The sequence below is a fragment of the Pannonibacter sp. XCT-53 genome, assembly GCF_009915765.1.
In the GTDB taxonomy this organism is placed as follows: domain Bacteria; phylum Pseudomonadota; class Alphaproteobacteria; order Rhizobiales; family Stappiaceae; genus Pannonibacter; species Pannonibacter tanglangensis.
The window spans coordinates 116,475-131,666 of sequence record NZ_JAABLQ010000002.1 but is presented as its reverse complement, the minus strand read 5'-3'; the positions used below and the strand labels follow the sequence as shown (position 1 = coordinate 131,666).

Genomic DNA, 15,192 nt, shown 5'->3' with positions numbered 1-15,192 from the left:
GGCATCGGGCGGTCTCTTCCGGAGCAGGACATGTGGAGGGGCCTGAGCGCGTGAGCACGGGTTCAGGCCAGAGCCAGGGTCAGGCGGGCGTGAGGCCCGAGAACAGGAACACCTTGCTGGAACTGAAATCATAGTCCGGATCTTCCCAGGCGATCATCTTGCCCGGGTTCAGAAGCCCCTTGGGATCGGCCTCGCGCTTGAAGGCGAGCTGCAGCGCGTCGGTCTGCTTCATGCCGCCCTCCTCCAGCGTGTAGCGATGCGGATTGAAGATCGGACAGCCCGCCTCCTCGTGCAGGCGGATGATCTCGTCCAGCCGCGCCTCGGTGGTGTAACGCACCACCGGCAGGCCGAAGCAGGTGATCTTGCCGTCAAAGCGCACGAATTCCAGATGGCCCGGCACCTCGTCGCCGAACAGCTCGGTCATGCGGCGGACCTTCTCGACCTGGTCCGGATAGGGATAGAGAACCTGCAGATAGGTAATGGTCGGATCGACGCGCAGGCCGCGCAGGGTGGTGTGGTTCCAGGCCAGCTCATAGGCCGGCGGCAGGGTCTTCAGCGTTGCCTCGTCGGCCTGGTCCGACCGGTAGAGGATCGAGGCCCGGCCCTGCGAGGCGGTGAAGGTGGCGAAGGCGTCCATGGCGAAGGGGGCCACCATGATCACCACCACGGACTGGTCGCGGCGGATGTACTTCTGGTGGCGCAGGAAATAGTCGTGCGGCAGCGGTGCGACGACAGGGGCGAGCTGCTTCAGCAGGATGCCGTCCTGGTTGGCCAGCGCATCGGCATAGACGACGCTGTCCATGAAGTCGTCGAAGCCGACCAGCACGTCGACCCAGTCATAGGCCGCCGTCAGCGGCATCTCGACCTCGGTGATGACCCCGTTGGTGCCGTAGGCGTGCATGACGCGGGACAGGTCCGCGCCCTTGAGATGCAGGACGCGCGGCTCGGCCTCCATGGTGACGACCTTGAGGCTGAGCACATTGCCGAGGTCGCGCAGGCCGCCCCAGGAAATGGAGCCGACGCCGCCCGACCCGCCGGCGATGAAGCCGCCGATGGTCGCGGTGCGATAGGTCGAGGGATGCAGGCGCAGTTCCTGGCCCGAATGGGCGCGGGTTTCCTCGTCGATCTTCGAGATGATCGCCCCGGCCTCCGCCACGACGACACCGGGCCGGATGGAGAGGACACGGTTCATGTCGGCCAGATTGAGGATGACACCCCCCGACAGGGGCATTGCCTGGCCGTAGTTGCCCGTGCCGGCCCCGCGCGTGGTGACCGGAATGTCGAGCGCGTAGCAGGCCCTGAGCACCCGGATGACCTCGGCCTCGGTGCGGGGCGTGACGACGAGGTCGGCGGTGACATGGTCAAGCTGCTGCTTGAGCACGGGCGAGTACCAGAAGAAGTCGCGGCTCTTCTGCCTGACGATCTGCGGATTGTCCTCGAGGGCAAGGCCGGCCAGTTCGGACTTGAGGGTTTCGATCGCGCTCATCAGGCTACTCCCGCAAGGACTTTCGGCCGGACCGCCAGAAGGGCGTCCAGCTCGCGGTAATCAGGAAGGGTCCGGTCGATGGACCGGCCGGCACGGAGAACGGTGCGGGGCCCGGACGGACGCGCCAGCAGCTCGCTCCAGTCACGCGCCCGGAAGACAACGAGATTGGCCGGCGCCCCCTCGCGCAGGCGGCCATGCGCCGGCCGGCCGAGCAGCTCGGCCGGCGTGGTGGTGACGGTGCGGATCCAGTCGCCGACCGGATGATCCAGCTGCAGGATGCGGGTGGCCTGGGTGTAGACCTCGACGAGATCGAGATCGCCATAGGCATAGAACGGATCGCGCGTGTTGTCGGAGGAGACGGCGACGGGGATGCCGCGCGCCTTCATCTCGTGCAGCAGCGTGACGCCCCGCCAGCGCGGGGTGCGGCCGGCCTGCCGGTCCTGCAGATACATGTTGCACATGGGCAGGGACACGATGCCGAGCCCGGCGCGCGCGACCAGATCGAGCGTGCGGTCGATCTCCTCCGGCTCCTGCCGGGCGAGCGAGCAGCAGTGACCGACGACAATGCGCCCCTCGAAGCCGGTGCGGATGGCCGCCTCGGCAATGTGGCGCAGGCTGCGGGCCGTGCTGTCCCCGGTCTCGTCGGCGTGGAAGTCCAGATCAAGGCCGCGGTCCGAGGCGGCCCTCATCATGGCATCGAGATGCTCGTCCAGCCGCGGCACCATGTAGGTGACGGCACCGAGCACCCCCTGCGCGGACGCCACGCGGTCGGCTATGGCGGTCAGGAAGCCGTCATCCGCATCGAGCCGGTCGATGCCGAAAAGACAGGCGGCCTGCAGGTCGATCCGCTCGCGCCAGTCGGCCCGGACCTCCTGGAACACCGGCCAGGAGATGCTCTCCTGCGGCGGGATGCTGTCGAGATGGGTGCGGATCAGCGAGGTGCCGTGGGCGAAGGCACAGCGGAGCGAGAACTCCATCCGCGCCCGGACATCCTCCGCCGTCCAGTTGGCGGCGCGATCCGCACCGACGGCAGTGAGCGCCCCCATGAAGGTGCCATCCGGATTGGGCTGGCGCGGGCTGATATGCCCCTTGTCGAGATGGGTGTGCATGTCGACGAGGGTGGGCAGCACCAGCCCGCCATCGAGATCGTAACTGTAATCGCCACAGGTCGGGGGCTGGCTGCCGGCCGGCGTGATCGACAGGAGCGTGCCGTTCTCGAACTCGATGTCGACGGGGACCAGAGCCGACAGATCGGTGCCGGCGAGCGACGGCGGCAGCAGGGCAGCCGGCACGCGGGCCCGGCGCAGGCAGGCCGTGCCCCGGATGGGAACCGTGAAGACCTCGCTCATGGATTCAGTTCTCCCGGCGGATGGCACTCTCGTGCCACCGGCGCAACAGAAGGTGGGACACCGCGCTGGTCAGCGCGAAGATGACGACGCCCGTCAGGGACAAGAGCAGCAGGGCCGCAAACAGGCGGGGAATGTTGAGGCGGAACTGCGATTCCAGCAACCGGTAGGCCAGGCCCGACTGGGCTCCGGCGGACCCGGCGGCAAACTCGGCCACCACCGCGGCAATGAGCGCCAGGCCGCCGGCGATCTTCAGCCCGGCGAGAAAGTAGGGCAAGGCGGCCGGGAGCTTGAGATAACGCAGGGTCTGCCAGCGGCTGGCCCCGTACATCTCGAACAGGTTGAGCAGGTTGTGGTCGGTCGACTTCAGCCCCTGCGTTGTGTTGGAGAGAACGGGAAAGAAGGCGACAATGAAGGCGCAGATGAGCAGGGCCGCCTGCGTCGTCGGGGCATAGATGAGGATCAGCGGCGCGATGGCCACGATCGGTGTCACCTGCAGGATCACGGCATAGGGGTAGATGGCCAGCTCGACCCAGCGCGACTGGGTCATGAGGATGGCGAGGCCAACGCCGCCGATGAGCGCAAGGCCCAGCGCCAGAAAGGTGATCTTCAGCGTCACCAGGAGCGCCGCCGACAGGATCGGCCAGTCGGTGACCAGAGACCGGACCACCCGCTCCGGGCTCGGCAGGATGTAGTGCGGCACGTCATAGGCCGCGACATACCAGGCCCAGAGCAGCACGAGCAGCCCGAGCATGACCACGGGAATGGCGATGCGCAGCAGCCGGTCCGCCAGATCCTCGGACCGCCCGGTCAGTGGCGCGCCCCCGGCGGCAGAAGCGCCGGACGAGACCCCGGCGGGAGCGACTTTGGCGGCCGTGGCCTTTGCGGGATCGAGCAAGGTCATAGATGGTCCCTCGCATCCATGGCGGCGTGCAGCGCGGCCGACGCCTGCCGGCAATAGTCGTTGTAGACGGTCGAGGTGCGGAAGTCCTCGTCGCGGGGATAGGGCGCGTCGATCGGCAGGTCGCTGACGACCCGGCCCGGACGCGCCGCCATGACGACGATCCGGCTGGAGAGATAGACGCTCTCGTAGACCGAGTGGGTGACGAACAGGACGGTCCAGCCAAAGCGTTCCCACAGGCGCAAGAGATCGTTGTTGAGCTTGAAGCGGGTGATCTCGTCGAGGGCGGCGAAGGGCTCGTCCATCAGGAGCAGCTTCGGCCGGGTGACCAGCGCGCGGGCGATGGAGACGCGCATCTTCATGCCGCCCGACAGCTCGCGCGGATAGGCATCGCGGAACTGGTCGAGACCGACCATCGACAAGGCCTCCATCACCGGCTCGTCCGCGGCCTTGCGCGAGACGCCCTTGAGGCGCAGCGGCAGCCAGACATTCTCGAACACGGTGGCCCAGGGCATCAGCGTCGGCTCCTGGAAGACAAAGCTGATTTCGGGCTCGGCCTGACCGGCGGCATTGTGCTCCGACGTGGGCCAGTCGAGGCGTCCGGAAGAGGTCTCGCCCAGACCGGCGATGATGCGCAGGGCCGTGGACTTGCCGCAGCCGGAGGGGCCGAGCAGGCTGATGAATTCGCCCTGCCCCACGTCAAGGGTCATGTCCTTGAGGGCGATGGTGCCATTGGAGAAGGTCTTCGACACGCCGCTCAGCCGGACGAGCGGACGGGAGACGGCCGTCACCGGCCCGGCGGCAACCGGACGGGAGGCTTCGGGAACTGCGGACATGGGACGCACGGGCTCCGTTGGACCAGAAGAAGAGAGCAGGCAGCGGCCCCGGCGGATCGAATCCCCGCCGGAGCCGCATCATCTCACTTCTTCAGGTTCATGCCGACGCCCTTGCACACGAACTCGGTCGTGTAGACCTGCTTCACGTCGATGCCGGCCTTGAGCACGCCGGACTTGACCATGGCGTCATAGAAGGCCTGCTGCTTGGCATCGGTCATGCAGCCGATGCCCTTTTCCAGCGCCTCGCCGGATTCCACCAGGCCGAAGGACTTCATCGTGGCGATCGAGAAGGCGATCTGGTCATCCGTCATTTCCGGATTGTCCTTCTTGATCAGTTCGTTGGCAGCCTTGTTGTCGCCGTAGAGATAGTTGTACCAGCCCTCGATGGTGGCATCGACGAAGCGCTGGGTGAGATCCTTGTTGGCCTCGACGAAGTCCTTGCGGGCCTCGATCAGCGTGGAATAGGTCTCGAAGCCCGCGTCGGCGAGCAGGAACAGCTTCGGCTTGAACCCGCCTTCCTTCTCGATCGCGAAGGGCTCGGACGTGATGTAGCCCTGCTGCGCCGACTGCTTGTCGGCGAGGAACGGACCCGGGTTGAAGGCATAGGGCTTGTACTGCTCGTCCCGGAAGCCCGGGTAGGCGGACTTCATCCACTGGAAGTAGGAGGAAAAGCCGTCAGCCCCCATGAAGATGGTCGGCAGCTTGGCAAGATCCTCGAACTTCTCGATGCCGGTGTCCGGATGGGCGATGAGGACCTGCGGGTCCTTCTGGAAGATCGCCGCGACCTCAACGACCGGGATGTCTTCCGCCAGCGCGCTGAGCGGCTGCAGCATGTTGCCGGCCATGTAGAACTGGATCTTGCCGGCGAGCAGCAGCGCCCGGTTGGCCGCCTGCGGCCCGCCCTGCACGATCTCGACCTTGAGGCCATATTTCTCGTAAGTGCCGTCGGCAACAGCCTGGTAGTAGCCGCCGTGCTCGGCCTGGGCGAGCCAGTTCGTGCCGAACTTTACTTCGTCAAGAGCAAGGGCACTGGCGGTCAGGCCAGCGGTGAAAGCCAGGCTGGCGCCCAGGCCTGCAAGAGAAGTCATGATACGCATGTTGTCTTCCGCCTCCGTTTGCTTTTGTCAAAGCTCTGCCGCTGTGCCTCCTCAGGCCCTGGGAGCGGTTCAGGCAATCACGCTGAACATGTCTAGCAAGCGACGTGCCAGTCCGGCTCCAGCCTGACCTTTCGTCACGTGCCTGCCGCCCCGGCCGGGATCTGCCGATGACGTCCGACCGCCCCTGCGTCAACTGTGCATAATTTCCGGTCACATGCCACTCACTTCGGCATGCCCACGTCTTGCGCAGTGCAGCAGCGGTTTCTAGGCTTGGACCGGGCCTGAAGCATCGGCCCGTCCGCACGAGACGACAAGCGCCCTTGCGCCCCGTCGTCTCGACCCCGACAGGAGCCAGCATGACCCGCGCCGTGACACCGACGACGATCCGACCGCCCTTTGCCCGCTACAGCCACGCCGTGGAGGTGCCGGCCGGACACAGGCTGGTGTTCTGCTCCGGACAGCTCGGCATCGGCCCCGATGACGTGATCCCCGAGGGCGTCGAAGCCCAGACCCGGCTGTGTTTCGGCAACATCCGGCACATCCTGGAGGCGGCCGGCATGACGCTGGCCGACATCGTGCGGATCAACGCCTATGTCACCGCCCGCGACCACATGGCCGGCTACATGAAGACCCGGGACGAGTTCACCGCCCTGCCCCCGCCCGCCTCGACGCTGATGATCGTCGGTGGCTTCACGCGCGAGGAGTTCGTCGTCGAGGTCGAGGTCATCGCGGCCAGCGCGGAGTGAGAAACGCCGCATGTTCAACGAAAATTATTTTTGTTGAACATGGAGAGCGGCTGCTTCCCTCCCCCGCTAATGGAAGTCCCGGCTTTTCGGCAGGATGCGGACATCGCGGGGGTGGACGTGGCGGGGCGGGACGGCGAGCGTCGAGGTCGGGTGGGCAGCGGGACGGACCGGCTGGCCTGCCCCCTGCGACCGCTGCGGCTGCGGCGGGATCACCTCCGAGCCGGGGGCTTCGGCCGTCCACAGCGCGCCGAGCAGGGCGCTGCGGTCGATGACATTGCTCAGCATGAGATGGATCACCCCCTCGGCGGAGCGCTGCACCCGGCCCTCCACCAGCATCAGCCGTGAGCCCATGACGGCCCCGCGCAGGGCCTCGAACCGGCGCGCCCAGAGCACGCAGTTGACGATGCCGGTCTCGTCCTCCAGCGTGATGAAGATGGCATTGCCCTTGCCCGGGCGCTGGCGCACCAGCACGAGCCCGGCCATGCGCGTGAAGCGCCCTTCGGCCCGGCGGCAGGTCTCGGCCGCGCTGCAGACCCCCTCCCGCGTCAGCCGCTCGCGCAGGAGCAGCATGGGATGCGCCTTCAGCGACAGGCGCAGGGTCTGGTAGTCGGTCGCCACCTGCTCGCCCAGCGCCATGCGCGGCAAGGCGGCATCGGCTTCCGCGCCCAGCTCGCGCGCATCGACGGCGGCAAAGAGCGGCAGCGGGTCATCCTGCGGCAGGCGGCGGACCTCCCACAGGGCCGAGCGCCGGTCGAGCCCGATCGAGCCGAAGGCATCGGCATCGGCCAGCGCGCGCATCGGCCGGCCATAGAGCCGGGCCCGCCGCGCCACGTCCTCCACCACGGCAAAACCATTCTGCCGCGCGGCGACGAGACGACGGGCCTCCGCCTCGTGAATGCCCTCCGCCTGGCGGAAGCCGAGACGCAGGGCGAGCCGGCCGTCGCGGCCGCGCTCCAGCGTGTTGTCCCAGTAGCTCTCGTTGACATCGACGGCCCGCACCTCGACGCCGTGCTCCTGCGCGTCGCGCACGATCTGCGCCGGGGCGTAAAAGCCCATCGGCTGGGAATTGAGCAGGGCGCAGGCAAAGATCGCGGGGTGATGGCACTTCAGCCAGGACGAGACATAGACCAGCTTGGCGAAGGAGGCCGCGTGGCTTTCGGGAAAGCCGTAGGAGCCGAAGCCCTGGATCTGGCGGAAGCAGTTTTCGGCGAACTCCCGGTCATAGCCGCGCGCCACCATGCGCTCGACCATCAGCCCCTCGAACTCGCCGATGGTGCCGACATTGCGGAACGTCGCCATGGCGCGGCGCAGCTGGTTGGCCTCCACGTCGGAGAATTTCGCCGCGACCATGGCGAGCTGCATCGCCTGTTCCTGGAACAGCGGCACGCCCCTGGTCTTGCCCAGCACCTGATGCAGCTCGTCCGCCGGCCCGTGCTCGGGTGCGGGCGAGGGAAAGACCACGGCCTCCTCGCCGGAGCGCCGCTTGAGATAGGGATGCACCATGTTGCCCTGGATCGGCCCGGGCCGGACGATGGCGACCTGGATGACGAGATCGTAGAACTCGCGCGGCTTCAGGCGCGGCAGCATGTTGATCTGCGCCCGGCTCTCCACCTGGAAGACGCCGATGGAATCGCCCTTGCACAGCATGTCATAGGTGGCCCGGTCGTCCTGCGGCACATCGGCGAGCGTCATGTCGAGGCGCTCGTGATCCTTGAGCAGCTCGAAGGCCTTGCGGATGCAGGTCAGCATGCCGAGGGCCAGCACGTCGACCTTCATCAGGCCGAGCATGTCGATGTCGTCCTTGTCCCACTCGATGAAGGTGCGGTCCGCCATGGCGGCGTTGCCGACGGGCACCATCTCGTCGAGCCGGTCACGCGTCAGCACGAAGCCGCCAACATGCTGCGACAGGTGGCGGGGAAAGCCGATGAGGCGGCGGGCAAAATCCACCGCCCGGGCGATGAGCGGATTGTCGGGATCAAGCCCGGCCTGACGCACCTGGTTGCGCGTGATGTCGGAGCCCCAGCTGCCCCACTGGGTGCCGGACAGGGCCGTGGTCACGTCCTCCGGCAGCCCCAGCACCTTGCCGACCTCGCGGATGGCGCTCTTCGGCCGGTAGTGGATGACGGTGGCGGCCAGACCCGCGCGCTCGCGGCCATAGCGGGCATAGATGTGCTGGATCACCTCCTCGCGCCGCTCGTGCTCGAAGTCCACGTCGATGTCCGGCGGCTCCTTGCGCTCCTCGGAGATGAAGCGGGCGAAGAGGACATTGTGCTCGGCCGGATCGACCGAGGTGATGCCCAGCACGTAGCAGACGGCGGAATTGGCCGCCGAGCCGCGGCCCTGGCAGAGGATGCCCTTCTCGCGCGCCACCTGGACGATGTCGTGGATGGTGAGGAAATACGGCGCATAGTTGAGCTTGGCGATGAGCGCCAGCTCCTGATGCAGCAGCCGCTCGACCTTGGGCGGAATTCCCGCCGGGTAGCGCCCGGCCGCATGGCGGAAGGTCAGCTCCTCCAGCCAGGACTGTGCCTGCCAGCCGGCCGGCACCGGCTCGTCGGGATACTGGTAGCTGAGCTGGCCAAGATCGAACTCCACGCTGGCGAGAAGGCGCTGCGTTTCGAGGAGGGCGGACGGGTGGTCGGCAAAGAGACGGGCCATCTCGGCCGCGTGCTTGAGGTGGCGCTCGGCATTGGCCTCCAGCAGCCGGCCGGCATTTTCCAGCGTGCGGCCAAGGCGGATGCAGGTGAGGATGTCCTGCAGCGGGCGCTGCTGCGGATCGGCGTAGAGGACGTCATTGGTGGCCAGAAGCTTCACGCCGCCCTGGTCGGCAAGGGCGCCCAGGGCCGCCAGCCGGCGGCGGTCATCGCCCCGGCGCGGCATGGCCGCCCCGAGCCAGACAGCGCCCGGCGCGGCCGCCTCGAGCCGGCTCAGGACCCGCGCCAGCGCCGGCTCGAGCGGGCGGCCGGGCATGACAAGGAAGAGGAGGCCGGCGGGATCCTCGAGCAGATCGTTGAGCGTCAGGTGGCAGGAGCCCTTCACCGCGCGGCGGTTGCCGATGGTCAGGAGGCGGCAGAGCCGGGCCCAGCCGGCACGGTGCTGCGGATAGGTGACGATGTCCGGCGTGCCGTCGGCAAAGCAGAGCCGGGCCCCGGTCACGAGCCTGAAGCGCTGCGCGCGGGCCTGGACCTCTGCCCGCAGCGCCGCATCCTCACCGCCGGGAACGAGCGGCCGCAGCTCGATGCGGTAATCGCCCGGACTGCCGCCCTGGCGCAGCTTCAGCGGCGGCAGCGCGCCGCCCTCGCGCAGCTCGCGCAAGGTGCCCCAGGCCCGGACCACGCCGGCCACCGTGTTGCGATCGGCAATGCCAAGCCCGGTGTGGCCCAGCAGCAGGCTGGTCAGCACCAGATCCGCCGCCGGCGAGGCCCCTTGCAGGAAGGAGAAATTCGTCGCCGCCGCCAGTTCGGCATAGGCGCCGGGCAGCAGCGGGAGACGGGCCGGAGCGGAGCGGCTCATGCGAACAGCCCGTGCAGGAACCAGCGCGGCGGCGCGGCCGGATCCTCGTAGAAGCCTTCGCGGAACAGCCAGAAGCGCAGGCCGCGGGCATCCTCCACCCGGTAATAGTCCCGCGTCACGGGCACCGGCGCGAGGTGCTGCGCCCCCGGCAGCAGCGGCAGGCGCCACCAGTCCGGCGCGATCCGCTCCGGCCCTTCGGCCCGCGTCACCTCATGCAGCACATGGCGCCAGCGGAACCGGAGCGGCGGGCTGTCGGGCACCTCGGCCATGACCTCGATCGGCTGCGGCTGGCGGAACAGGGTGAGCGGGCGCAGAGGCACCTGCTCCTCCCCGCCTCCCGGCGCGACAAGCTCCCAGGAGGCACCGGCCGCCGCCGACAGGTAGGGCACCACGGCGGCGGCGAGCGCCGGGTCATGCGTGTCGCGGGCCACATGGCGTTGCACGGCCTCCCGGCCGAAGCGGGCCATCAGCCGGTCGACGAGGGCCGCGACCTCCGCCGCCTCGGCGGCAGCGGCGCTGGAGCCGTCGAGCTGCGCCTGCTGCGGGGTGAGCGGATCGCTGCGCAGGACGGCGAGGCGCAGGGCGTCGAAGCCGAAACCGGGGTCGAGCGGATCGGCGAGGGCATCGATGCGCAGTTCCAGCAGGCGCACCAGCCGGGCCGCATCGCGCAGGCCCTGCGCGGTTTCGAGACTGACCCGACGCACCTCGCCGTCGCTGCGGAAGAAGGCCGCCTCGAAGGCACGCCCGCCCGCCCCGCGCCGCTCCAGCGCGGCCATGGCATCGCCGGCCAGCGTGCGCAGCGCCTCAAGCAGCGCCTCGAGACCGGTGACCGGCTCGGGAAAATGCTTCTCCGCCATGATTTCGGGCGGCAGGCGCAAGGGCGTGAGGCGCAGGTCCTCGCGCCCCAGCACCCGGCGCAGCGCCGCCGGCAAGGCCTCCCCGAAGCGGGCGGACAGCATGTGCGAGGGCCGCTCGTCCAGATCTCCCAGACTGCGGAACCCGGCGCGCTGCAGCGCCAGCGCGGTCTCCGCATCCTGTTCGAGCACGGCGAGAGGCAGGCCGCGCAGCAGGGCCTCCTCCTCCGGACCGGGCCGGGTGACCGTTCCCGGCTTTTCCCGCGCCAGCGCCCAGGCCGCCTGCGGCGTGCCGGCAATGGCGGCGCGGACAGTGAGCCCCAGCCGCTGCAGCCGGCGCGTCGCCCGGGTGCCGAGCCCGACCTCGCCGCCGAAGAGATGGGCGCAGCCGGTGATGTCGAGCAAGAGCCCCTCGTTGCCCCTCAGGGCCAGGAGCGGGGTGAACATCTCGCAGGCCGAGGCGGCGGCAGCCAGAAGATCCGCATCCGCCTCCGGGGCCGCCTCGCCGGTGAGGAGACCCGGCAGGACGGCACGCGCCTCCGTCAGCGCCATGCCGGTGCGCAGGCCAAGCCGCGCGGCATTGGCGTCGAGCGCGGCAAGACGCAGCGCCCCGCGCGCCTTCTCGACCAGCACGAAGGGACGCGTGTCAACCGGCGCGCCGCTGCGGACCTGATGGCGGCGTGCCCTGTCGGTCGACAGGAAGGGAAACCACAGCGCCAGGTAGCGCCGCCCGGCGTCGGGCTGCGGCGCCGGAGCCGGTTTCGAGGTCGCGGTCCGGGGCAATGCCGGTGAGCGGCCGGGAGACGAGTTTTGAGAGAGCACGATCCCACTCCACATGATAGCGCAAGCCCTCCTGGCCGTTGCGGGCCCGCAGAAGGGTCAGGTCGAAGGCCGGACGTCCCGGCGCATTGGCCGCAAGGGCAACCGAGGGCAGCGCGCGCACCTGCCAGCGGGTTTCCGCAGCGCTTGCCACAGGGGCAGCCCCCACCCGCAGCACGAACACGGGCACGCCGGAATTGCGGGCGGCGAGCGCCAGACGGCGGCTGGCGGTCAGGTCATAGGCCCGGACCTCGCCCCACAGCTCGACGATCACCGCGTCCAGGGCCGCGCAGGCCGCCCCCTCCAGCGCGGCCTGCAGCACGGCCACGGGATCACGCAGGCGGACCGGCAAGAGGCGGGCCGGATCAAGGCCGAATTCGGCCAGACCCATGCCATGCAGCGGGCCGGTCTCGCCCTCGGACAGGCTGCGCCCGACATGCAGCAGCGGACGCCGGCGGCCGGACTGGGCCGCAAGCCCGAGCGCCAGCCCGGACAGGCTGACCGCATCGGCGGCGGCGGCATGAAACTCGTGCAGCCCCCGGGAGGGCAGCCCGGCGCTGGCGGGCCCGCTGCCTGCGGGCCTCGGCCCGGCATGCTGGCGCATCATCCGGGAGAGGGTCTCGAAGTCATGCATGGCGCAAAACCGGGTTGTTCCGGCCTTTCACGGGGAGCGTGAAGGCAGGTCTGTCAACGTCAATGTTCCTATTTTGTTCTTTATGCGCCTGCCCTCCCCGAGAGTCAACGCCGCCCCCGGGGACAAGGTGAAGATTCATTGAACCCCGACAAAAGCCGCCGTAAGCCCTTGAGAAACATGACAAGGATAAAGCGGGACGGAACCGAGAGGGCGGGTCGGCCCGCACTTCCCCCTTGCGCGGAAGCCTGTGGCAGACGAAGACTGGAGCCGCAGTCAGGTGACCCTGTGCGGAACTCGGGCGGTGAAATTGAGCGCCGCTATCAAAGCCTGCAGGTCCAGATCATATCCCGATCAGAAGGACCGGATTTGTCATGCGCTTGTGGATCAAGGACCCGATCGCCATCCTCAGTGAGGGCGCGGAACGGGGGATTGTCATTGAGGACGGCGTCATCGCCGAGCTGGTTGCGCGCGGCCGCACGCCGATGCTGCCGGTGGACGGCACCTTCGACGCCGGACGGCATGTCATCGTGCCCGGCCTCGTCAACACGCATCATCACTTCTACCAGACCCTGACCCGGGCTCACCCTGAGGCGATCAACAAGGAGCTGTTTCCCTGGCTGCAGGCGCTCTATCCGATCTGGGCGCGGGCCGTGACGCCGGAGACCTTCCGCCTGGCCACCCGTCTCGCCCTGACGGAGCTGATGATGTCGGGCTGCACCACCGCCGCCGACCACCATTACCTCTATCCGGGCGGGCTGGAAGCGGCGATGGACATCCAGGCCGAGGAGGCCGAGCGGGTGGGCCTGCGCATGACGCTGACACGCGGGTCCATGAACCTCAGCCAGAAGGACGGCGGCCTGCCGCCGGACAGCGTGGTGCAGGACACGGACACGATCCTGGCCGACTGCGAAAGGGTGCTGGCGAAATACCATGACCGGTCGAAGGGCGCGAAGCTGCAGGTGGCGCTGTCACCCTGCTCGCCTTTCTCGGTGACACGGGAGCTGATGCGCGAGAGCGCGGTTCTGGCCGAGCGGCACGACTGCCGCCTGCACACGCATCTGGGCGAGACCCACGACGAGAACGCCTATTGCGAGGCGAAGTTCAACTGCCGCCCGGTGGATTACCTGGAGGACTGCGGCTGGCTGACCAGCCGGACCTGGCTGGCGCATGGCATCCATTTCAACGACGACGAGGTGCACCGGCTTGGTCATGCCTGCGTCGGCGTCTGCCATTGCCCGACCTCCAACATGGTGCTGGCGTCGGGCCAGTGCCGGACGAAGGAGCTGGAGGCGGCCGGCTCGCCGGTGGGCCTCGGCGTCGACGGCTCGGCCTCCAACGACAATTCCAACCTGATGGAAGGGCTGCGCCACGCGCTGATGATCAACCGGCTGACCTATGACGCGGCCTCGGTGACGCACCTGGATGCCTATCGCTGGGCCACGGAAGGCTCGGCCCGGTGTCTCGGCCGGGACGACATCGGCGCGATCGCCATCGGCAAGATGGCGGATCTGGCGTTCTACAGCCTCGACGAGCTGCGCTTCTCCGGTGCGGGAGATCCGCTGGCGGCGCTGATCCTGTGCGGCGCGCACCGGGCCGACCGGGTGATGGTGGGCGGGACCTGGACGGTGACCGACGGCGAGCCGGTGACCATCGACACCGCCCGGCTGCGCCACGAGCATGGCGAGGCCGCACGGCGGTTCCTCGAAAGCCTGTAAGGGCCGCCGGCGGGACCGCCGCTGGCCCCGGCCTCACAGCATGCGACGTTCCTGCCGGCGGCCGAGGAAGGCGAAGACGGCAATGAGGAACGACAGCACGGCGATGAACAGGAAGGACGCCCGCAGCGACGAGGCTTCGGCAATGAAGCCGATCAGCGGCGGGCCGAACAGGAAGGCGCCGTAGCCGAGGGTCGAGACGGCGGCCAGCGCCTCGCCCGGCGACATGTCCGGATCGGCGGCGGCGCGGGAGAAGGCGATGGGGAAGATGACCGCATTGCCGAGGCCCATGATGCCGCAGCCGAGCCAGATCACGTACGGATCGCTGCCGAGCACGAAGATCATGGCACCGATGCCGGCGGTGATGCCGCTGGCGATCGCGGTGTTCATCTGGCCAAAGCGGGCGATGATGTGATCGCCGGCAAAGCGCATGCCGACCATGGCCACGGAGAAGACCGAGAAGCCGATGGCCGCCATGGACGGCTCGATGCCGAGTTCCTTGATCTGGTAGAGCGCGGCCCAGTCAACGGCCGAGCCCTCGCTGACGGCGGCGCAGAAGGCCATGCCGCCGATGAAGATCAGGCCCCCGCGCGGCAGGGCAACGAGCGGCGGCCGCTTGCCGCTCGTCTCGTGGATCTGCGAGGTCCACGGCACCCGCAGGAAGACGACACAGGCTACGGCCAGCACGGCAACCACCACCCAGACATGGGTCGTGACGCTCCAGCCGAGCCAGATGGTGAACCCGCCGAACCCGGCCCCCACGCCCGCGCCCAAGCTGTACAGGCCGTGGAAGGAGGACATGATCGGCTTGGCCATGGCCTTTTCCACCTCGGCGGCCCAGGCGTTCATGGCCACGTCCGAGGCCCCGATGATGGCACCGAAGGCCGCAAGGATCGGCGCGATCACCCAGACGGAGCCGGCCAGCGGCACCAGGGCAAAGACAAGGAAGCAGACCGCGATGCCGATCCGCGCGCCCGTCACGCCGCCGAAGCGGTCGATTGCCCGGCCCGACAGCGGAAACGACAGGATGCCGCCGACGGCCATGATCAGCAGGAGAATGCCGAACCCGCCCTCCGACAGGCCGAGATAGGACTTGATGTCCGGGATGCGCGATGCCCACGTGCCGACCAGACTGCCGACACAGAAAAACACGATGGCCACGGCAAGCCGGGCGCGGGCAAGATGGGACATGACGGGAATCCGGTTGAGCGCAAAAGGAAGGCAAAACACATATCGATGCTAATTGCG

11 protein-coding genes are annotated in these 15,192 nt (G+C 68.5%); 2 read left to right on the top strand and 9 right to left on the bottom strand.

Annotated features, from left to right (window positions below; translation table 11 throughout):
- Window positions 1–79 precede the first annotated feature (79 nt).
- The 5 genes from GWI72_RS15375 to GWI72_RS15355 form a co-directional block, all read right to left on the bottom strand.
- Window positions 80–1,486: an FAD-binding oxidoreductase gene (locus tag GWI72_RS15375; RefSeq protein ID WP_161709266.1), complete on the bottom strand. Its 1,407-nt coding sequence runs from the start codon at window positions 1,484–1,486 to the stop codon at window positions 80–82.
- A complete protein-coding gene (locus GWI72_RS15370) occupies window positions 1,486–2,835 on the bottom strand; it encodes a cytosine deaminase (protein WP_161709265.1) in 1,350 nt (449 codons plus the stop codon). The genes GWI72_RS15375 and GWI72_RS15370 overlap by 1 nt, the downstream gene beginning before the upstream one ends.
- A 4-nt stretch (window positions 2,836–2,839) precedes the next feature.
- On the bottom strand, window positions 2,840–3,736 hold the full coding sequence (locus GWI72_RS15365; RefSeq protein ID WP_161709264.1) for an ABC transporter permease: 897 nt from the start codon (window positions 3,734–3,736) through the stop codon (window positions 2,840–2,842).
- The gene (locus GWI72_RS15360) at window positions 3,733–4,569 is read right to left on the bottom strand and encodes an ABC transporter ATP-binding protein (protein WP_161709263.1); all 837 of its coding nucleotides are present in this window, start codon (window positions 4,567–4,569) and stop codon (window positions 3,733–3,735) included. The genes GWI72_RS15365 and GWI72_RS15360 overlap by 4 nt, the downstream gene beginning before the upstream one ends.
- 83 nt (window positions 4,570–4,652) lie before the next feature.
- Window positions 4,653–5,657 carry an ABC transporter substrate-binding protein gene (locus tag GWI72_RS15355; protein ID WP_390806844.1) on the bottom strand — a complete coding sequence of 335 codons (1,005 nt, stop codon included), beginning with the start codon at window positions 5,655–5,657 and terminating at the stop codon, window positions 4,653–4,655.
- 365 nt (window positions 5,658–6,022) lie between these two features.
- On the opposite strand from GWI72_RS15355, the gene GWI72_RS15350 reads away from it, so the two are divergent.
- A complete protein-coding gene (locus tag GWI72_RS15350; RefSeq protein ID WP_161677346.1) occupies window positions 6,023–6,412 on the top strand; it encodes a RidA family protein in 390 nt (129 codons plus the stop codon).
- A gap of 66 nt (window positions 6,413–6,478) precedes the next feature.
- Here GWI72_RS15350 and GWI72_RS15345 read toward each other — a convergent pair whose 3' ends face one another.
- Genes GWI72_RS15345 through GWI72_RS20020 form a run of 3 tightly spaced genes read right to left on the bottom strand, consistent with a single transcriptional unit; the run spans window position 6,479 to window position 12,232 of the window.
- Window positions 6,479–9,925 (bottom strand): error-prone DNA polymerase, encoded by a 3,447-nt coding sequence (locus tag GWI72_RS15345; RefSeq protein WP_161709262.1) that lies wholly within the window; start codon window positions 9,923–9,925, stop codon window positions 6,479–6,481.
- The gene (locus GWI72_RS15340; protein WP_348272707.1) at window positions 9,922–11,412 is read right to left on the bottom strand and encodes a Y-family DNA polymerase; all 1,491 of its coding nucleotides are present in this window, start codon (window positions 11,410–11,412) and stop codon (window positions 9,922–9,924) included. The genes GWI72_RS15345 and GWI72_RS15340 overlap by 4 nt, the downstream gene beginning before the upstream one ends.
- A 13-nt stretch (window positions 11,413–11,425) precedes the next feature.
- The gene (locus GWI72_RS20020) at window positions 11,426–12,232 is read right to left on the bottom strand and encodes an ImuA family protein (protein ID WP_161709261.1); all 807 of its coding nucleotides are present in this window, start codon (window positions 12,230–12,232) and stop codon (window positions 11,426–11,428) included.
- Window positions 12,233–12,603: 371 nt separating this feature from the next.
- On the opposite strand from GWI72_RS20020, the gene GWI72_RS15330 reads away from it, so the two are divergent.
- Window positions 12,604–13,947 carry an 8-oxoguanine deaminase gene (locus tag GWI72_RS15330; RefSeq protein WP_161709260.1) on the top strand — a complete coding sequence of 448 codons (1,344 nt, stop codon included), beginning with the start codon at window positions 12,604–12,606 and terminating at the stop codon, window positions 13,945–13,947.
- Window positions 13,948–13,980: 33 nt separating this feature from the next.
- On the opposite strand, the gene GWI72_RS15325 is transcribed toward GWI72_RS15330, so the two are convergent.
- On the bottom strand, window positions 13,981–15,135 hold the full coding sequence (locus GWI72_RS15325) for an MFS transporter (protein ID WP_161677351.1): 1,155 nt from the start codon (window positions 15,133–15,135) through the stop codon (window positions 13,981–13,983).
- Window positions 15,136–15,192: the final 57 nt, after the last annotated feature.